Source organism: Nocardia sp. NPDC055053, assembly GCF_053608285.1.
In genome coordinates this window covers 1-20,598 of record NZ_JBSGVD010000036.1, presented here as the reverse complement: position 1 = coordinate 20,598, position 20,598 = coordinate 1, and the positions used below count along the sequence as shown (strand labels likewise).

Sequence of the window (20,598 nt, the reverse complement as noted above, 5' to 3'; positions counted from 1 at the left end):
CATGGCGGGCCTGCTGCGGGCTCCGTCGGCCGCGAAACTCGTGACGGCACTGCGCAGCAACTTCGACCTTCCCGTCCATGTCCACACCCACGACACACCGGGTGGTCAGCTCGCCACCTACCTGGCGGCGTGGCAGGCGGGTGCCGATGCCGTGGATGGAGCCAGCGCGGCGTTGGCAGGGACGACCAGTCAGCCTGCCTTGTCGGCGATTGTCGCGGCCGCCGCACACAGTGAATTCGATACCGGCCTGAACCTATGGAAGCGGCGATCACCGCGCCGCGCGCCGGGACTGTGCGTCGACTGGCGATCAGCACCGTCCAACAGGTCGAAGGCGGTGACTTGCTGGTCGAACTCGGCGAGTAGTGGACCTCGGCGTCGCGTTACATCCTGGAATACAAGGCCATGCTGGGCGCCCGTGAATGAGCTGCGGCCCACGCATGGGCAGGCTTTTCACCGTGTCGCCGCGGTGAAAAGCCTGCCTGTGTGGAAGCGCTAGGAGCTTGCGATGGTGAGCTGCTTGGTCACCCGGAGCACCTCGTTGCCGTCTCCGTCGTCGAGCCGGACGCTGAAGTTGCCGGTGTGCCTGCCGCGAAGCTGTCCGAGCGGGGAACATGGTGCCAATCATCTGTGTTGGCCGTCGTCGCCCTTCTTGTCACAGCCGAACGGTAGCGTCCCGAATGGAATGATCGTTCGTGGCGAGCCATCTCGGACCAGGGACCCATCTTTCCTACCGGCACAGCGCATTTCGATTCCCAGAAAGACCCCATGGACCTGCATCAATCCGCCACCCGCTACTTCGGCGTGCCCGTACCCGCTCGTGTGGCCGGCGCCATCGACGATCGGCTGCTCGAGTACTGGGTGGGCGACCGCGGCTCGCTCGTGGACGCCCACGTGGCGATCAACTACCCGTACTTCGGAGCGATCGACAAATCGCTGAGCGGCTTCGTCGTCATCGATGACGAAGGAGACGACTACACGCTGCTGGATCTTCGCGGCAGCGGCGGGGTGTGGTGGCAGAATCACGAAACACGGGAACTGGAACTGTGGTTCGGCTCTTTCGACGACTGGCTGGCCTACCGGGACGAGCTCGAGCGCGCCGAGGCGAACGACGAAGACGAGCGGTCGACATTCGATATTCGCGACTCCTTCCGCCCGCCGACGTCCGCCGCTGACTCCGAACCCGCCCCGACCAGCGCCGAACTCGCGGAGCGCTATCAGTGGCTCGTGTGGCTGCTGGCGCAGCCGTTGCTGCGCGACGGAAAGCCCATGCAGTCCGCGGAGGACCTGACCTCCAGCGCCGCAGGGCACTTCACGCACCTGTGGAGCGACACCGACGCCGCACGGAAGGTGTTCGAGGCGGAATTGCCACTGCTGCACCAGGATCCGCATCTGGCGATCTATTGGCTGCTGCACACCTCCCTGCTCGTGCAGGACGACGAACGCGCCCGCGTACTCGCCGAGATCGGCCGCGCCGGAGATCGTTCCGATCTGCTTGGCGCCTTCGCCGAGGTCTTCGGCACGCTGGCGATCGACGGCGACGTGGCGTCCGTGCCGGAGTTCCGCGTCCGCCGTTCGCTGCTACAGCAGTTCGTCGCCTCCGGTGACGACGCGCGAACGCGGGCCGCGCTCACGGCCATGGAGATGGCACCGGAGCACCTCCCGCTGAGCCGGGCGAGCTGGATCGTTCACGGCCTGAACAACGGAACGCTCACCGCCGAACAGGTGGGCACCACCCTGGATCGTCTACCCGTCACGACGGGCACGGCACTGACGCGCGCCGAAGCGGATCGGCAGGCGGGCCGCGATCACAGCCCGGCCGCGGACACCCTCGTCCGTTTGCTGCCCGCGTCCACCTGCGCCTGGCCGCTCCGTGTGTGGGCGCTGTCCGCGGTGACGCCGCTGGTACGCGACGGCGCCGCGCTCGCCGCGGCGGCCGGAGAGCTGCTCGGCAAAGACCCGTACAGCGGCGCGTGCCTGACCGCCCTGCGTCGAGCCCACGAACTGTGCGAGACCGAACCGGTGCTGACCCGTGCGGAGCTCGACCTCCGGCTGGCCGACGCCCAGACTTCGTCCTCCTACCTGCAGCGGCTTGGCGAAGGCGACCACGCCGCCGTTCTGGCCGAGATCGAGGGTGCCGGTCTGAGCGAGCTTGTCGCACACCGTGTTCTGCTGCGCGCGGACATCGATGAATCGCACGCCGAAGTGATCGAATGGGCGCTGAACGCCATGCTCGGCAGTGCGCACCCCGATCGGGCCGCGCTGGCCGCGACCGGTATCGAGTACCTGCCCGCCCCGGTGCGCACCCGCGTGGTCCAGGGGCTGCGGGTGGACTCCCCGGACAGCGCCTTCGTTCCGGTGCTGCTCCGGCTGCTCGAGCACACACCGGAGCCGGATGCCTCCGACATCGTCGCCGAGATGCACAACGACGAACTGAAGAAGGCGGTCTGCCTCGCACTGGCCCCGGTGGCGCATCATCCGCCGGTGTTCGATGAGCTGCTGCGGCTGGCGGACCTGCCCGCTCCCGCCAGCACGGTCGAAGCGCTGTGGCAGCAGCTGTTCGATTCGCTCGACGAGCAGTCTGTGCTGCACCGGGCGTCGCCCGAGCAGGCCGTGCGGGCCGCCGCCGCCATGATCGACACCATCGTGTCCCATCCCGGGATAAGCGCTCGCAATGTCGCGGGCCACCAGCTGTATCGCTTCCGGCACCCTGGTGCGCAGGACTTTCTCATCGCGGCGCTCGACGACTACGGACGTCGCTACGCCGATTCCGACCGCGCTCACAGCGTGGTGCTCAGCCACGGGCGGACGGTGGACGATCAGCTCGAGGATGTGGTCGCCAACCTGTATTCAGCGGTGCGGAATCTGAACTCCGACACCGCGCGCACGGCGTTGATCGAGCGGCTGTTCACCGAACGACGCAGCATCTGGCGGATGGGAAACGCGCTCGGCGAGATCTTCTCGGCGGAGGTGCACCGGGATGTCATGGAGCGGTTGAGCGATCGGTACGACCATCGCGCTGCCGCGCACTACGCCAATGCCGTCACCGATCACGTGAAGCAGCGATGGCCCCTGGTCGAACTGCTGCGTGAGATCATCGACTGGACCACACCGCTGGACGAGACCGAACAGCGGGTGTTCAAGTACGCGCTGGCCGTCGGCATCATCGCCGCGGTGGAAGCCGATGAGTACGACCTGGTCCGCATCGCCTACGCCAGGTGGGAATCCCTCGCGGTCGACGCCATCGAGCCCGACAACCTGTCCCGTGGACGGGGGTGGGACGATCCGCTCATCTCCGACGACATGCGCGCCCGGCTCGCCGGCGTGCTGTCGGGAGAGGCCGATTCGGCACGGCGCGCCCTGCTCGGCAAGGGCGAGCGAGCCCGTGCGGCGGGGCGGCCGCTCGCCCGGATCAGTGACGACGACCTCGGGACCTTGGCGGGCACCACCGTGCGGCGACGTCTGCTCACCGACCGTGGCACGGGAGAGGTGTGGTTCCTCGACTCGGACGGCGATATCCACGCCTTCGACGGATTCGGAATGTGCGACGTTCCCTTCCAGCCGAGTCCGATCGGTTATCACGGGATGCAGGGCTTCCTTGGCGAGAGCAGCGAGCAATCCGAGCGCGCGTTGCTGTGGACAGCGTCGGGCAACGAATTCGTCGAATTGGTGCGCTATCTCGACCAGATCGTGTACCGGTGGGGCGTCAACAACGGCCGCTTCGACACGATCGGGCTCACTTTTCCTGGCGAGGCAGCCGCCGAAAACGCCTTCACCCGAATGAAAGCCACCTGCGTGGCGGCGAAATACGCCGAGTCCGATCCGTGGTACCTACCAGGTCGGGCGGCGATCATGCGCACCTTCTACCGGCCCGAGGCCGACAGTGAGCTCCTGGTCGCCTTCGACCGGCTCCACTTCGCGGTGGACGCGGAACTCGCGGCGGCTCACGAACGCCGGGAGCTGGAGTTGTACCGCGCCGGTGCGGCGCTGTCGACCCTGGAGTGGGTGACTTGGAAGGGCTATCGGACACGCGAGGAACTGACTGTCGCCGAATGGGTCCGCGCTCGCATCCGCGACGACAATCGCGACCCGGCCTGGCATGTCGCCGCCCTCGGCGAGATCGCCGAATACCTTGTGGCACAGGGATTCACCGAGCATTCGCCCGGTCTGCACGGGTTCGAGGTGGAAATCGGCCCGCCCGCCACGCCAGCGGATATCGACGCTCTCGAAGCCGAGCTCACGGCACCGCTACCCGCGACACTGCGCACGCTGTGGGAGCACATCGGCTACGCCGGGTGGCGGATCGGAGAGATCGGTCTGCGGCTCCTCGGCCCCGCCGAGGTGCGGCAGGAGCGGGGGCGCATGCGCGAACTCGGGGCGAAGTACACGGCCGCACTGCGCCCTGACGAGCAACTCGGGTGGGACCCCGTGCTGTCGACCCTGAGCGCGCTGGTGGTCGGCCGCGACGGGACGGTCGACACCGTATTCTCCGATGTGTCGCCGAGTTCCGACGGCCGGGTCTTCACGCACACGGATGGGCCTCCGTCCGAAGCGTGGTGGGAGAAGTCGCTGTCATGGATCCTCGCGACCTCGTTCCTGAGTCTCTTCGCCGACCACCTCGAACAGGCCGCGCCCGAAACCATGATGCTCTTCGGCGGCCAGCGGCGCGGCCCCGGACTCACTCGCCGATACTTCGAAGCCGCCGGTCCGCACGGCACCAAGTTCTGGGAGATCGTCACCGATCCCGGCCTCGATACCGTCGCCACCCGGCACGGCAAAGAAGGCACCGTAGGCACCGTCAACACCAAACGCCACCGCACCCCGGCCGATGCCGCCGCCCATGCCGCGAAAACAATTGCCGCCAAGGAGAAGAGCGGATACCAGGAGGCTGTCGGCTAGGCCCTCTTCTGGTCGGTGAACTCGGCCTCGAAGACGGCACCACCCTCATCTGGATCGCGAGGGTGGCTGGTCTGACGCTCTGATCGATGTTCGACCGTGGGAGGAAGTCCGAATGCGGCAGTGGAGCACATTGATTCGACAGACCACGATTGCCATCTTGTTGTTGAGCGTGATGAGCTGCGGTGTGCTGGACGATCCGCAGCCAGCTTTCCAGACAACCGCGGTCACCTTCGTAACCGCGGACGAGGGCTGGATTCTCGGCTACCGGGAGGGCTGCGGCAAGGCTACGTGCAAGGAGTTGTTCCACACCACCGATGGCGGGCAAAGCTGGCGGAAGTCGACACCGCCACCGTTCGCCGTGACTCGCCTCGTGTTCGCGGATTCCCGTAACGGATGGGCCTATCACCCCGGCACAGGCGTAGAACGCGAGCGCGAGTTGTACTCCACTCATGACGGCGGCGGCAGCTGGCACCGGGTCGGTGTGCCGGTGGGAATGGCACCGACCGAGTGGACCGACCCTGTGATCTCGGACGGCACCGTGCAGATCGCGCTCTTCGACCCGCGCACCAGTGAGGTTCGAATGCTCAGCAGTCCGGTCGGCGTCGATACCTTCACAGCCTCGCAACCGTTCCAGATCGATGTCGCCTCCAGCGCTCACCGATCAACCTATGTCGAGCTGGGACTGACGCGAGCCGGATCGTCGAGCTGGTTCGTTGTCATGGTCAGCAGCCCTGACAATTCCCAATCTCCCGCCGGTGGCGCACGTTTCGTCGATGGCAGCTGGTCGTCGTGGACTTTGCCGTGCGTCAATCCGAACCCTCCGCGGCTGGCGGCGGTCTCGCAGGCCGAACTGATAGCGACATGCGCGGTGGCGGGTGAGGCTGATCCGTCGTCCGGGGAATTCCATCTGTTCTCCTCCACCGACAGTGGCGTGACATTCACCGACCTCGGTGCTCTCGCACCCCCGCGCATTCCTGCCAAATTGATCGGAGCCACCAGCACTCACGACCTGGTCGTGGTAATGCCGACTGGTGACGGCGATGCCCCGACGGCGCTGCGCACTACCCACGACGGCGGGCGCACCTGGGCGACAACACTGAACCCGCGCACGGACATGTATCAGACACCGACCCTCGCGAAGGGGGGATTCTTCACGCCTGAACTAGGATTCGCGGTCCTGGAGTACGCCTCGGTTCCTGACCGCGAGGATCGCCTATACCTGACCCACGACGGCGGCGACACCTGGACGCAGGTCACCCCGGACTGACCCGCCAGTGCACGGTAATCGGCATGAGCGTGCGTTCGGCAGGCACGCCGACGCAGTGGGGACACGCCAACCGATGACGTCAGTTTTCGCCGATGCCAACGGACCTCAACCGTGCAGCGCGACGTCACAGGTGAGGTTGTCCACCCCGGGCGCTACGACCACGCCACCAAGGCGCGGTGGGACCGGTAGTGCGGAGGCGGCTTCGTGCGAGTCGGATAGCCTCGCGCCATCGACAACTCAGGGGGAGTCCCCGTGCCCATCGAGCACGAAGCGAAGATCCTCGATATCGACCTCAACACGATACGAGAACTGCGCGTCTAGCGACTGCTCCCGCCTCCCGCCGCAAAGCTCACGAACAGCACAACCCCAAAGTCTCGGGTCGCTCATCACAGCGTGAGCATCCGGCGCCTCTGTCGTGCAACGGCTACGGCGAACACTCATCATGGTTGTGCTGGTCAATTCTGGCGCAGTTTGTCGGTGAATCGGTCAGCTTGGCGGCCGCGGCAGGCACGGGCCATCAGTGGCGCGCGAGCCCCATCGATCTCGACCCTCACGAACGCCGCAGTTCGTGACGGTCTTTGCCGTGACCCCAAGACTTTTGGGGCGACCTCGCGTCCATGCGCTGCGGTATCTTCCATGCGATCGCCGCACCTGGTCGGCGCGCAGAGGAAGCACACACCACATGTTCAACAAGTCCTTTGCGGCCGCCGCGCTCTCGGTGAGCGCCGCTGCCGTCCTCGTGGCACCGCCCGCCGCCGCCGACCCGGTCAACTGGGGCGCCGCTTCCCTCAGCGTGTGGGGCAACGTCTACGCGTTTTCGGTCAACCACCCGACGGAAGCCGACGCCATTCGAGCCGCCGACCGAGCGTGCAAGGGTCAAGGCATCATCGACTGCCGGATGGTGGTGACGTTCGCGAACGGCTGCGGTGCAGTCGTGACGAGTCCGCTCGCGATCGTCGCAGGGTTCCCGATCGTGGGCTTCGGTAAAGGGACGACCCCAGGGGAGGCATACGCAGACGCCACCCGTAACCTCCCCACCGGCACCGGAAGCGCCGGCTCGTTCAATGGCGACCACGCCTGCACCCGGCCTTGATCCAGTTCCCGCACGGTCCTCGATAAGAATGTCGGGCTGACACCCCTCCATACTCGGCGCACGGCCGCTCACGACCCATCTTCTGCGTCACCATCAAATGGCAACGGACACTGGCATCGGCCGAACAGCAGAAGTCACTGTGCATGAACCGCGCCAGCCAGCGCACTTGGATTTCACGCCGTCGATGCGCACCTGAGCGAGTGAAGCCGAGGGCGGTGGGCTCGGTCAAAGACCGTTCCGGCCACAGTGATTTCGAGTAGATCGAAAGGGGTTCCGTAGGTACGCGCGGTACCCGCCGACAAACGTGCCCGGACGCGCGGGATCACCTCGGCGAAGGTCGGGGCTGCTGGTGCGGTGTCGACGAGGTCGGCGGCAGTGATTGCCATCGGTCGCCTCGCGCACGAGAATCAGCCGGTCCTCCGGACACGACACCGTCAGCCGGGTGCCCGGTAGCCAGCCCAGCGCCGCGAGCGCCGCGCGGTCGGTGACGCGGCCCGCATCACCCACGACAGCGAAGCCGTAGATGATCTCCGGGTCGGTTGTGTGGCGGATGAAACGCACCGGCAGCGGGCCGTGGATGCGTTCCTGAAGAGGGGTCCGCGGCGGGATGACGGGCTCGATCACCGGCGTCCACCGGACCCGGCACCGAGGGCGCCGAACAGGCTGAAAGTGGCATAGCTGCCACCTGTGTTTTACGTACATGCAGGTCAAGGACGTGCAAGGTGTTCTGCTTCGTGTGCGAGTGCACTCGAACACGCTGGAGCCCCGAAAGTGGCACGTGTGCCAGGAATCTGTGCGCGAGAGGGGACTTGAACCCCTACGTCCGTGGACACCAGAACCTAAATCTGGCGCGTCTGCCAATTTCGCCACTCGCGCTGGATGTGTACGACCGTCCAAACTCTACCGGGCAAATCCGGCTACGCGAAGCGTTGGGGCGGCATGTCGTACTCGTCGGTAACACGACCTGGGATTATAACGATTTGGTAACCCTCAATGTGAGGGCCACTCATGTTTGCGAAGCGAAGTAACAGGCCCCACCTGCGCGTTCAAACATGAGGCGGGGTCATGTTTCAGATAATTTTGGTACGGACGTGCCTAAATACTCGGCGGTAGCCGGCGTAGGGGCGGGAAACGTGAGGCTTTCCTCATGATTTTGTGCGATCGTGGCTCTCAACAGGCCCGAGGGGCTGCCGGATACGTGTGCGTGCCGTCGGTGGGCGGAGCGCCAGGAGAAGGAAGTCGAGCGTCTTGACGATCAACGAGAGCACCGAGATGGGCATGGAGTCGACCGCGAAAGCTGGTCGTGGCCAGGCGTCGGGTGTCCGTGCGGCGCTGGTGGAGCAGCTGTGCAACGGGGCCGGATATGCGTTGGCCTTCGGTGGGCAGGGTGCGCAGTGGCTGAGCGAGCTCGAGGAGATCGGTCGCGACAGCGCGCTCGAACCCGAGCTGACCGCGCTGGTGCACGAGGCCGCGACGCTGATCGAGCCGGTTGCTTCGCAGTTGCTGGTGGTGCGTCCCGGTGGCTTCGATCCGATGGGCTGGATGCTCGAGAGTGAGCTGGACGAGCCGGAAGAGCCCTCGTCGGTGCCCGCGGACTCCGTGCTCCGTTCGGCCGCTGTGTCGATGCCCGGCGTGCTGCTCGCCCAGCTCGCGGCCACCAGGGCGCTGCGTCTGCAGGGTCTCGACACGGCCGAGCACCCGCCGGTCGCGATCGTCGGGCATTCGCAGGGTCTGTTCGCCGCCGCCGCGGTCGAGGCGGGTGGCGCGCGCGACGCGGAGCTGCTGGCCATCGCCCAGCTCGTCGGTGCAGCCGCCGGGCTCGTCGCGCGCAGGCGCGGGCTGATGCCGGTGGGCGAGCGCTCGCCGATGGTCGCGGTGTCCAATGTCGATCCCGAGCAGCTGCGGGCGATCGTCGCCGAGGTCGCCGATGGTGTCGATCCCGCGCTCGCCGCGGTGGTGTCGATCCGCAACGGCCGCAGGCGGGTCGTGCTGTCGGGCGCTCCCGCCCAGCTCGATCGGGTGCGGGCCAAGTGCGCGCAGCTGCACGACGAGCAGACTCGCGAGCGGGAGAGCAAGATTCGTGGCGGTGCGGTGTTCGCGCCGGTGTTCGAGGACGTCGCCGTCGACATCGCCTTCCACCACCCGGCCCTGGCCGAGACCGTCGACCTGGTCGCTGGCTGGGCCCGGCAGTGTGACCTCGACGCCGAGCTCGCCGCCTCGCTGACCCAGCAGATCCTGGTCGACTCGATCGACTGGGTCGCCACCGTCGACTCCGTCGTCGAGGCAGGCGCGGAGTGGATCCTGGATCTCGGCCCCGGCGACCTGCTCTCGCGGGTCACCGGCGGTTCGCTCAAGGGCACCGGCGTCGGCGTTGTCGCCGCCGCCACCCGCCCCGGCCAGCGCAGCCTGCTCACCCCCGGCGCTGCCCCCGAGGCCGCCACCCCGTGGTCGGCCTTCGCGCCGAAGCCGGTGCGGCTGCCCAACGGGCGCATTGTCGTGGAGACCGCGTTCACCAAGCTCACCGGCCGCTCGCCGATCCTGCTCGCCGGCATGACCCCGACCACCGTCGACGCGAAAATCGTCGCGGCCGCGGCCAATGCGGGTCACTGGGCCGAGCTGGCCGGTGGCGGTCAGGTCACCGAGCAGATCTTCGCCGACCGGATGACCGAGCTGCGCCAGCTGCTGCAGCCGGGCCGCGCGGTGCAGTTCAACTCGCTGTTCCTCGACCCCTACCTGTGGAAGCTGCAGCTCGGTGGCAAGCGCCTGGTGCAGAAGGCGCGCGCGGCGGGTGCGCCGCTGGACGGCGTGATCGTCACCGCGGGCATTCCCGAGCTGGACGAGGCCGTCGCGCTGATCGAGGAGCTGACCGAGGCCGGCATCAGCCACGTCGCGTTCAAGCCGGGCACCGTCGCCCAGATCCGCGCGGTGCTGCGCATCGCGGACGCCGTGCCGGACTACCCGGTGATCATGCACATCGAGGGCGGCAAGGCCGGTGGGCACCACTCCTGGGAAGACCTGGACGACCTGCTGCTGGCCACCTACGCCGAGCTGCGCAACCGCGCCAATGTGGTGGTCTGCGTCGGCGGCGGCATCGGCACCCCAGAGCGGGCCACCGACTACCTGACCGGCACCTGGGCCACCAACCACGGCTACCCGGCGATGCCGCTGGACGGCGTGCTCGTCGGCACCGCCGCCATGGCGACCCTCGAGGCCACCACCGCCCCCGAGGTCAAGCAGCTGCTCGTCGACACCCCCGGCACCCCCGACTGGGTCGGTGCGGGCACCGCCTCCGGCGGCATGGCCTCGGGCCGCAGCCAGCTGGGCGCCGACATCCACGAGATCGACAACGCCGCCTCGCGCACGGGCCGTCTGCTCGACGAGGTCGCCGGTGACGCCGAGGCCGTCGCCGCCCGGCGCGCGGAGATCATCGCGGCGCTCGACGCCACCGCCAAGCCCTACTTCGGCGACGTCGCCACCATGACCTACCAGCAGTGGCTGGAACGCTATGTCTCGCTCGCGGTCTCGAGCGAGGTCCCGATCTCGTTCGACTGCGGCAGCGACATCGGCGACGCGATCCGCGAGGCCACCCGCTCGGACTGGCTCGACATCAGCTGGCGCGACCGGTTCGCGGAGATGATGCGGCGCACCGAAGCCCGGCTGCACCCCGCCGACAGCGGCGAGATCGAGACGCTGTTCGCCGACGACGAGGCCTTCGAGCACCCGGTGCAGGCGCTGTGTGAGCTGAAGAAGCAGTACCCCAGCGTCGCCGAGACCGTGCTGCACCCGGCCGACGTGCCGTTCTTCGTCTCGCTGTGCAAGACGCCGGGCAAGCCGGTGAACTTCGTGCCCGTCGTCGACGCCGACGTGCGTCGCTGGTGGCGCTCGGATTCGCTGTGGCAGGCCCATGATCCGCGCTACTCGGCCGACCAGGTGTGTGTCATCCCCGGCACCGTCGCGGTCGCGGGCATCACCCGGGTCGACGAGCCGGTGGGCGAGCTGCTCGACCGCTTCGAGCAGGACACCGCCTACAGCTTGGTCCGGGCGGGCGTCGTGCCGTCGCCGGTGGACGCGCGCCGCGTCGCCGGTGTCGTGACCGGCCCGATCGACACCGTGCTCGCCGCCCCCGACGTGCAGTGGGCCGGCCGCACCACCGTCAACCCGGTGCACCGCCTCGGCGCCGTCGGCGAGTGGGTCGTGGAGCAGGGGAGCGCGGTGCATCAGGGCACCGGCGCGACGCTGACCGAGATCTCCGGTCCCGAGGCCGATTTCGGCTACGTCGAGCTGGCGGTGCCGCTGCTGGGCCGGGACGCGGTGAAGATCCGCATCACCGTGCCGGTGAGCATCTACTCCGGTGGCGCGCCGGTGATCACCGAAGCCGATGCCGAGACCGCCATGTCGGCGCTGCTCGGCGTGGCCGCCGGTCAGTCGCTGCCCGAGGTGAAAGCCGGTGTGGCGCACCTCAACCTGGCCTGGATGCCCGACCTGGTCGCCGACCACGCCGGTGTCACCGGTTCGGGTCTGCCCGCCACGCTGAGCACCCTCGGCCGCACCGCGCCCGACGTGCTCGTCGGCGCCTGCTGGCCCGCGGTGTTCGCGGTGCTCGGCGCGGCGCGCACCGGCAAGGGCGGTTCGGTGATCGAGGGCATGCTGGATCTGGTCCACCTGGACCACCAGATCGAGCTGCTGAGCGAATTGCCCGCGGAGACCGGCATTCTCGTGGTGCGGGCCGAGAGCGGCGCGGTCGTCGACACCGATATGGGCCGGGTCGTCGAGGTGGCCGTCACGGTCGGCCTGATCCTCGATCAGGGGCTCGAGGCGGCGCCGCTGGCCAGGCTGGTCGAGCGGTTCGCCATTCGCGGCCGCAACGGCGCGGGCGAGCTCACCGATCCGCCGCGCGCGGCCGGTGCGGTGTCCGACGAGGCCACCGACACCCCGCGCCGCCGTCGCCGCGACGTCACCATGGCCGCCCCGCGCGCCATGCACGCCTTCGCCGCGGTCTCCGGCGACCACAACCCGATCCACACCTCCGATGCCGCGGCCAAGCTGGCCGGCCTCGGCAGCCCGATCGTGCACGGCATGTGGCTCTCGGCCGCCGCCCAGCACGCGGTCGTCGCGGTGGATCCCGAAAGCTCCGTTCCCGCACGCACTCTCACGGCATGGACCACCCGGTTCCTCGGCATGGTGCGCCCCGGCGCGACCGTGGACGTGCGGGTGGAGCGGATCGCGGTGGACGCGGGCAGCGAGATCGTCGAGGTCTCCTGCCGCGTCGACGGTGACCTGGTCATGACCGCGACCGGGCGCACCGCCGCCCCGAAGACCGTCTACGCCTTCCCGGGCCAGGGCATCCAGCGCAAGGGGATGGGTCTGGACGCGCTGACCCGCTCGAAGGCGGCCAAGCAGGTGTGGGAGCGTGCCGACGCGCACACCCGCGAAGCCCTCGGTTTCTCGATCCTGGCGGTGGTGCGCGACAACCCGACCTACCTCAAGGCGCGCGGTGTCGAACACCGGCACCCGGACGGCGTGCTGCACCTGACCCAGTTCACCCAGGTCGCCATGGCGACCCTCGGCGTCGCCCAGGTCGCCGAGCTGCGCGAGGCGGGCGCCTTCGTCGAGGGCGCGATGCTGGCGGGTCACTCGGTCGGTGAGTACAACGCGCTCGCCGCCGTCGCCGGGGTGCTGCCGCTGGAGGCCGTGCTCGAGGTGGTGTTCCAGCGTGGCTCGGCCATGCACGAGCTGGTCCCGCGCGACGCGCAGGGCCGCAGCGACTACCGGATGGCCGCCATCCGCCCGTCGCAGATCGGGCTGCCGGATGCCGAGGTCATCGACTTCGTCAACGGCATCGGCGCGGCCACCGGTGAGTTCCTCGAGGTCGTTAACCTGAACCTGCGTGGCTCGCAGTACGCCATCGCGGGCACGGTCGCCGGGCTCGAGGCGCTCGAGACCGAGATCGACCGGCGTCGCGAGGAATTCGGTGGCAAGCGGGCGTTCATCCTGGTGCCCGGCATCGACGTGCCGTTCCACTCCTCGGTGCTGCGCGACGGTGTCCCGGAGTTCCGGCACAAGCTCGAGCAGCTGCTGCCGACCGAGGTGCGCCCGGAGGTGCTCGTCGGCCGCTACATCCCGAACCTGGTGCCGCGCCCGTTCTCGCTGGAACGTGAATTCCTCACCGAGATCGCCGAACTCGTGCCGTCCGAGCCGCTGGCCGCGGTGCTGGCCGACTTCGACAGCTGGGCGGCGCGCGAGGCCGAACTGTGCCGCGTGGTGCTGATCGAGCTGCTGGCCTGGCAGTTCGCCAGCCCGGTGCGCTGGATCGAGACCCAGGACCTGCTGTTCACCGATCCCGCGCACGGCGGCCTCGGCGTGGAGCGGTTCGTCGAGATCGGCCTCGGCGCCACCCCGACGGTGGCCAACCTGGCCTCGCAGACGCTGAAGCTGCCCGCGTTCGGCGGGGCGACGGTCGAAGTGGTCAATGTCGAGCGCGATGCCGCGGTCGTCTACGCCACCGACACCGATCCCGCCCCGGTCGACGACATCGAGGAGACCCCGGCCGAGGCGCCTGCGGCAGCCCCTGCCGCCGCACCGGTAGCCGCGGCCCCGGTCGCCACCGGTGGCCCGCGTCCCGACGACATCTCCTTCTCCGCCGCCGACGCCACCCGCGTGCTCATCGCGCTGTGGACCAAGCTGCGGCTCGACCAGATCGGCCCGGTCGACACGATCGAAGGCCTCTGCGACGGCGTGTCGTCGCGCCGCAACCAGCTGCTGGTCGACCTCGGCTCCGAGCTCTCGCTCGGCGCCATCGACGGTGCCGCCGACGCCGACATGGGCGCCCTGTCGGCCACCGTCGAGCGCCTGGCCCGCACCTACAAGCCGTTCGGCACCGTGCTCACCGATGCCATCGGCGACCACCTGCGTAAGGTCTTCGGCCCCTCCGGCAAGCGGCCCGCCGCCATCGCCGACCGGGTCAAGAAGGTCTGGGAACTGGGCGACGGCTGGGCCAGCCACGTCACCGCCGAGGTCTCGCTCGGCACCCGCGAAGGCGCCAGCGTGCGCGGCGGTGACCTCGGCGGGCTCGTCGGCGGTGCGCTGAGCGACGCGGCCTCGGTCGACGCGGCCATCGACGCCGCCGTGCAGGCCGTCGCGGCGCGACGCGGTGTCGCGGTCTCGCTGCCCTCGGCGGGTGGCGCGTCCGGCGGCACCGTCGACGCGGCGGCGCTGGGCGAGTTCACCGAGCAGATCACCGGCCGGGACGGCGTGCTCGCCACCGCGGCCAGGGTGATCCTCGAGCAGCTCGGCCTCAGCGAGCAGGTCAGCGCGCCCGAGGCGACCGAGGACACGCTCGTCGACCTGGTCTCGGCCGAGCTCGGCACGGACTGGCCGCGGCTGGTCGCCCCGGCGTTCGACGCCCGCAAGGCCGTGCTGATCGACGACCGCTGGGCCACCGCCCGCGAGGACCTGGCCACCCTGTGGCTCGGCGACGACGCCGCCACCGCCGGGCAGCCGATCACCGGCTACGCCGGCGCGGGCGAAGCCGTTGCCGCGCAGGCGAACTGGTGGCGTCAGCGGGCCATGCACGAGGCCCGCTCGGTGCTGGCAGGCGTGTACGCCCAGATCGCGGAAGCCGCGCTCGACACCACCGATGCCGGTCTGTGGTCCGACGACGTCGCCGTGATCACCGGCGCCAGCAAGGGTTCCATCGCGGCCGCGGTCACCGGCAAGCTGCTCTCCGGTGGCGCCACGGTCGTGGTCACCACCTCCCGCCTGAACGACGAGCGGCTGCGGTTCTACCGTTCGCTGTACCGTGACAACGCCCGCCACGGCGCGGCGCTGTGGGTCGTCCCGGCGAACATGGCTTCCTACCAGGATCTGGACGCGCTGATCGAGTGGGTCGGCACCGAGCAGGTCGACAACGCGGGCGGCGCCAAGATCAAGGTCAAGGACGCCATGACCCCGACGCTGCTGCTGCCGTTCGCGGCACCGCGCGTCGCCGGTGATCTCGCCGACGCCGGCGCTCGCGCCGAGATGGAGATGCGGGTCCTGCTGTGGTCGGTCGAGCGGCTGATCGGCGGGCTGTCCGCCCTCGGCGCCGATCACGACGTCGACGCGAAACTGCATGTGGTGCTGCCGGGTTCGCCCAACCGTGGCCTCTTCGGCGGCGACGGCGCCTACGGCGAGTCCAAGGCCGCGCTCGACGCGGTGGTCACCCGGTGGCGGGCCGAGAAGTCGTGGTCCGCGCGGGTCACCATGGTGCACGCGCTGATCGGCTGGGTGCGCGGCACCGGGCTGATGGGCCACAACGACCCGATGGTCGAGGCCGTGGAGAAGGCCGGTGTGCACACCTGGTCGACCACCGAGATGGCCGACGAGCTGCTCAAGTGGTGCACCTCGCGGGCCCGTCAGGTGACCGAGACCGGGCCGCAGCAGATCGACCTCACCGGTGGTCTGGCGCGCGCCAAGCTCGACCTGCCCGCGCTGGCCAAGCAGGCCCAGGAGGCCGCGGCCGCGAGCGAGGAGGAAGCGGCCACCGCCGCGACCATCGCCGCGCTGCCCGCGCCGCCCACCCTGAGTTCGGTACTGCCCGTGCCGGAATGGGGTGCGGTGACCGCCGACCTCAGCGACATGGTCGTCATCGTCGGCGCCGCCGAGCTCGGCCCGTACGGCTCCTCGCGCACCCGCTTCGAGATGGAGGTCGAGGACAAGCTCTCGGCCGCGGGCGTGCTCGAGCTGGCCTGGACCACCGGTCTGATCCGCTGGGAGAACGACCCGAAACCGGGCTGGTACGACACCGAATCCGGGGACTTCGTGCCGGAGGGCGAGCTGGCCGAGCGCTACCACGACACCGTCGTCGAGCGTTGCGGCGTGCGCCGCTACGAGGACGACGGCGCGATGCTCGACAACGCGGCGCCGCTGCTCACCTCGGTGTTCCTCGACCAGGACCTGACCTTCACGGTCGCGGGCGAGGCCGAGGCGCGTGCCTTCCACACCGCCGATCCCGAGCACACGGTGATCAGCCCGGTCGCCGATTCGAGCGACTGGACCGTCACCCGTCAGGCGGGCACCGAGATCCGGGTGCCGCGCAAGGCGAAGCTCTCGCGCGTCGTCGGTGGTCAGATCCCGACCGGCTGGGACCCCACGATCTGGGGTGTCTCCGCGGATATGGCCGCCTCGATCGACCGGGTCGCGCTGTGGAACATCGTCTGCACCGTCGACGCGTTCGTCGGCGCAGGCTTCAGCCCCGACGAGCTGATGAGCTGGGTGCACCCGAGCCTGGTGGCCAACACCCAGGGCACCGGCATGGGCGGCATGTCCTCGATGCGCTCGCTCTACGTCGACAACCTGCTCGGCGAGCCGCGCCCGAACGACATCCTCCAGGAGGCGCTGCCCAACGTCGCGCTGGCGCACGTCGTGCAGTCCTACGTCGGCAGCTACGGCGCCATGGTGCACCCGGTCGCGGCGTGCGCCACGGCGGCGGTGTCGGTGGAGGAAGCCGTCGACAAGATCCGGCTCGGCAAGGCCGAGGTCGTGGTCGCCGGTGGTTTCGACGATCTCGGCATCGAAGGCATCGTCGGCTTCGGTGACATGTCGGCCACCGCGGACTCGGCGGCCATGCGCGCCAAGGGCATCAGCGACCGCTACTTCTCCCGCGCCAACGACCGCCGTCGCGGCGGGTTCGTGGAATCGCAGGGTGGTGGCACCGTGCTGCTGGCCCGCGGTGACGTGGCCGTGGAGATGGGTCTGCCGGTGCTCGGCGTGCTCGCCTTCGCGCAGTCCTTCGCCGACGGCGTGCACACCTCCATCCCCGCGCCGGGTCTCGGCGCGCTGGGCGCGGGCCGTGGTGGTAGCGGCTCGCGCCTGGCCGCCGAGCTGCGCAAGCTCGGTGTCACGCCCGACGACATCGCGGTGATCTCCAAGCACGACACCTCCACCGCGGCCAACGACCCCAACGAGTCGGAGCTGCACGAGCGGCTCGCAGGCGCGCTGGGCCGCACCGACGGCGCTCCCATGTTCGTGGTCTCGCAGAAGAGCCTCACCGGCCACGCCAAGGGCGGCGCGGCGGCCTTCCAGCTCATCGGCCTGTGCCAGGTGCTGGAAAACGGTGTGGTGCCGCCGAACCGGAGCCTGGACTGTGTCGACGAGAAGATGGCTGCCTACCCGCACCTGGTGTGGGCGCGCGAACCGCTGCGCTTCGGTGACAAGTTCGCGCTGAAGGCGGGTCTGGTGACCTCGCTCGGCTTCGGCCATGTGTCCGGTCTGCTCGCGGTGGTTCATCCGCAGGCGTTCCTGGCCGCGATCGAACCGGCTGCCAGGGCCGAGTACCAGGAGCGGGCGCAGGCGCGTCAGCTCGCGGGCAGGCAGCGTTTCGCCGAGGCCATGTGCGGTGGCGCGGCGCTGTACGAGAAGCCCGCGGATCGTCGCCTGGGCGCCGACGGCACTCCGGCCAAGCAGATCCGTCAGCTCGAGGCCGACATGCTGCTCTCGCCGGAGGCCAGGCTCGACAGCGAGGGTGTGTACCGGGCGAACGGATGGGGTTGCGGCGCTGGGCAAATCGCTCCGCAGCCGACCGAAGCGTCGTAAGCTGCCGCTTCGTGACGATTCTCGGTATCGGTTTGGACTTGGTGACCATCTCCGAGTTCGCCGAGCAGCTGCAACGGTCGGGGACGACGATGCTCAGGGAGAGCTTCACCGCTGGTGAACGCCGCTACTGCCAGAGCAAGCAGACGGACCCGGCCCGCAGCTTCGCCGCACGCTGGGCCGCGAAGGAGGCGGTGCTCAAGGCTTGGGCATCGTCTCGCTTCGCGCGCAGCCCGCAGATCGGGGACAACCCGTATCCGCTGATCGAAGTCGTCAACGACGCGTGGGGCAGGCCGAGCATCAAACTGCACGGCCTGGCCGCGGAGTTCCTGCCCCGCGCGCGAGTCCACCTGTCCCTGACCCACGACGGTGACACAGCAGCCGCGATGGTGGTGCTGGAAGACCCGGGCGAACTCGCCGACCTGATCGAGGGGCGACACTGACCGCGGGCCGCCGCAACAACTGATCTCGTGAGTACATGGGTAACTCGCCGGGAACGCCCAGAACCCGGCGAGTTGTTCACCGCAGGCCCGGTCGCCGACGTGCGGCGCGACCTAGCTGTCGGCCGAAGACTCGGGGTGGCGGTCGGTCCGCGATTCTTTTTCCGCGACAAGCAGGTATGCGACCATCAGCCGCTTCAGCTCGGCGACCGCGTCGGCATTGGACTGCTCGTCCTGCACGGAGAAGTTCAGCATCGAGTAGACGACGTGCACGAGCACCTCGGCCATCATCGTGCGCCGGGCGCGCGGGGTGCGCGGGGTCAGTGGCCGCAGCATCTGCGAGACCACCTCGGCGAATTCCTTCTCGTGCAGCGCGCCCGTCGCCCGGGTGGACGGGGTCGACTGCATGGCAAGCCACACTTCGCGCCGCGAGGGATCGGTGGTCCACAGATTCGCCAGATGATCGACGAACTGGTTCATGTGCCGCAACCAGTCCAGCGACGGGATCTCGCCGTGGAAGTCGGCCAGCTCACGGGAAACCGCAACCAGGTCTTGCCGATTGAGCTCGCAGACGATCACGTACTTGTTGGCGAAGAACTGGTAGAGCGTGCCGATCGGCACCTCGGCGCGTTGCGCGACCTCTTCACAGGTGAACGATTCGAAGCCGACCTCGACGAGCAGTTCCCGCGACGACTGCAGCAGCGCGTCGAACTTGCGCTTGCTGCGCTCCTGGGTCGGCCGCTTGCGCGGCATCAGCTCCTGCGGGTCGTCCTGCAACTCCAGCGCAGGGTCCGGACGGCTCTGCTTGGACCGGGCCTGCGCGTGTACTTCCACCCATCCAGGCTAGCGGTATCCACACATCCGCGACACGCGTCTACCGACAGCGTGTCAACAACTGGGCGAAATTCCTCCCATCCGGGCCCGGGCTGGTGACGAATCATCAGATGAGCGTGCGTGCATCCGCACGCTAATTCGCGGTGATCTCTCGCCGCAACCGACCTACCGCGAAGTTATCTGCCCCCGTGGGAAGGCAAGACTTGTGGCTGCAGGATCTGTGATCACTCTCGGCGTCAGCACCGAGCGAGGCGCCGTGCACGCGGTGGCCTTCGCGGAGACGGGCGACACGCTCACCGACCGGATGCTGCTGCGGCGCACTGTGCGTGCGGGCGGGGACAGCAAGGCGGAGATCGCCGCGGCGGTGCAGGTGGCACTGGACACGATGGCCGCCGAACTCGACGACGAGCACGAGATCGCCGGGGTGGCAGTGAGTTACCGCGATTCCGTCGAGCGGCGCGCGATCGTCACCCGGCTCGCGGCCACGCGATGGCACACGGCCTCACTGGTCTCGGCCAAGTCGGCGCATCTGTTCGTCGCGGGCGCGATGACCTGGCTCGACGAGTTCGACAACCTGCTGGTCTACGAGGCGGTGCCCGGCTACCAGGCGATGACACTGCTCGATCCCGGCAGGCACCGGGTACTCGCAGCCTTCTCGCAGACCGGCGCGCCCACTCCGGACGCGCTGCGCACGGGGGTGTCGGCGGCCCGGGATCAGTTCGAGGCGGCCTCGGTGCGGCCGGGCGCGGTGGTGCTCGTCGGCTCGTCCGCCGACGCGCCCGCGGTACGCGAGGCGGCCGCCGGATTCGGCGTGCCGGTGCTGCCGTGTCGGCTGGCGCCGTTCGCCCCGGCCGCGGGCGCCGCGCTGGTCGCGCTCGGTGACGCCACCGACGTGCCGGTCGCGGTCGCGGCGCACTCCAAACGGGGTGCGGCGATCGTCGTCGCGGCGGCGAGCCTGCTGGCGGGTGGTCTGGTCGCGGGCGGCGCGTACGCGGTGATGAACGACGGGACGCAGGGGGTCGACAACACCGCGGTCTCGTCGGAGCCGGGTGCGAGCCCCGCCGGTTCGATCGCGCCGCTGGGCCCCGGCATGCACGAGACCGCCGACACCGGTCCGGCGGAGACCGGCTCGGCGGGCGGTATCGGCTCCGGCAGCGGGCTGGAGGTGAGCCCGGCGACCGAGCCGACGGACACCTCGCCGTACGAGACGGTGTCGCCGAACCCGCAGCTGATCGACCCGAGCCAGTTCCCGCTCGGTTACCCCACCCAGCTGTACGGCGATGCGCCGCAGGATGATCCGCTGCCCCTGGAACCGGCGGCCCCGGTCGTCCCGCAGACGCCCGCCGCGGCGCCGACCCTGCCGGGCACGGGAATACCGATGGGGATGCAGCCCGCCCAGGCACCGGTGCCGGAGATCCCGCGCACGGAATCGGCCTACTGACACCCGCATCCGGCAACGGCCGAACGAGTCAGCTCCCGCGAGGGGCCGCGCGAAATAC

8 protein-coding genes, 1 tRNA gene and 1 pseudogene are annotated in these 20,598 nt (G+C 69.2%); 7 read left to right on the top strand and 3 right to left on the bottom strand.

What is annotated here, in order from left to right; genetic code table 11:
* Position 1: 1 nt before the first annotated feature.
* From ACWF82_RS28070 to ACWF82_RS28055, 4 genes and pseudogenes are all read left to right on the top strand, one after another.
* Positions 2-256: pseudogene (locus ACWF82_RS28070) on the top strand (hypothetical protein); the annotation flags it as partial.
* Positions 257-765: 509 nt separating this feature from the next.
* A complete protein-coding gene (locus ACWF82_RS28065; protein ID WP_452505943.1) occupies positions 766-4,896 on the top strand; it encodes a WGR domain-containing protein in 4,131 nt (1,376 codons plus the stop codon).
* A gap of 112 nt (positions 4,897-5,008) precedes the next feature.
* Positions 5,009-6,163 (top strand): hypothetical protein, encoded by a 1,155-nt coding sequence (locus ACWF82_RS28060; RefSeq protein ID WP_452505941.1) that lies wholly within the window; start codon positions 5,009-5,011, stop codon positions 6,161-6,163.
* 682 nt (positions 6,164-6,845) lie between these two features.
* A complete protein-coding gene (locus tag ACWF82_RS28055; RefSeq protein WP_452505939.1) occupies positions 6,846-7,256 on the top strand; it encodes a DUF4189 domain-containing protein in 411 nt (136 codons plus the stop codon).
* Between the two features lie 225 nt (positions 7,257-7,481).
* Here ACWF82_RS28055 and ACWF82_RS28050 read toward each other — a convergent pair whose 3' ends face one another.
* Both ACWF82_RS28050 and ACWF82_RS28045 read right to left on the bottom strand, forming a co-directional pair.
* Positions 7,482-7,880, bottom strand: a complete 399-nt coding sequence (locus ACWF82_RS28050) for a hypothetical protein (protein WP_452505937.1) — start codon at positions 7,878-7,880, stop codon at positions 7,482-7,484.
* Between the two features lie 170 nt (positions 7,881-8,050).
* Positions 8,051-8,132 (bottom strand) — tRNA-Leu (locus ACWF82_RS28045).
* Positions 8,133-8,504: 372 nt separating this feature from the next.
* On the opposite strand from ACWF82_RS28045, the gene ACWF82_RS28040 reads away from it, so the two are divergent.
* Together ACWF82_RS28040 and acpS are read left to right on the top strand one after the other, a co-directional pair.
* Positions 8,505-17,828 carry a fatty acid synthase subunit beta domain-containing protein gene (locus ACWF82_RS28040; protein ID WP_452505935.1) on the top strand — a complete coding sequence of 3,108 codons (9,324 nt, stop codon included), beginning with the start codon at positions 8,505-8,507 and terminating at the stop codon, positions 17,826-17,828.
* An 11-nt stretch (positions 17,829-17,839) separates the two neighbouring features.
* On the top strand, positions 17,840-18,268 hold the full coding sequence (acpS, locus tag ACWF82_RS28035; RefSeq protein WP_019045582.1) for a holo-ACP synthase AcpS: 429 nt from the start codon (positions 17,840-17,842) through the stop codon (positions 18,266-18,268).
* A gap of 111 nt (positions 18,269-18,379) precedes the next feature.
* Here acpS and ACWF82_RS28030 read toward each other — a convergent pair whose 3' ends face one another.
* On the bottom strand, positions 18,380-19,018 hold the full coding sequence (locus tag ACWF82_RS28030; RefSeq protein WP_452506044.1) for a TetR family transcriptional regulator: 639 nt from the start codon (positions 19,016-19,018) through the stop codon (positions 18,380-18,382).
* A gap of 286 nt (positions 19,019-19,304) precedes the next feature.
* On the opposite strand from ACWF82_RS28030, the gene ACWF82_RS28025 reads away from it, so the two are divergent.
* Positions 19,305-20,540, top strand: coding sequence for a hypothetical protein (locus tag ACWF82_RS28025; protein ID WP_452505932.1), 1,236 nt, complete (start codon positions 19,305-19,307; stop codon positions 20,538-20,540).
* Positions 20,541-20,598 lie beyond the last annotated feature (58 nt).

Excerpts from the sequence above, each read along its gene's own strand:
- ACWF82_RS28060 (WP_452505941.1), top strand. The coding sequence starts at position 5,009 with ATGCGGCAGTGGAGCACATTGATTCGACAGACCACGATTGCCATCTTG.
- ACWF82_RS28065 (WP_452505943.1), top strand. The coding sequence starts at position 766 with ATGGACCTGCATCAATCCGCCACCCGCTACTTCGGCGTGCCCGTACCC.
- ACWF82_RS28030 (WP_452506044.1), bottom strand. The coding sequence starts at position 19,018 with ATGCCGCGCAAGCGGCCGACCCAGGAGCGCAGCAAGCGCAAGTTCGAC.
- ACWF82_RS28055 (WP_452505939.1), top strand. The coding sequence starts at position 6,846 with ATGTTCAACAAGTCCTTTGCGGCCGCCGCGCTCTCGGTGAGCGCCGCT.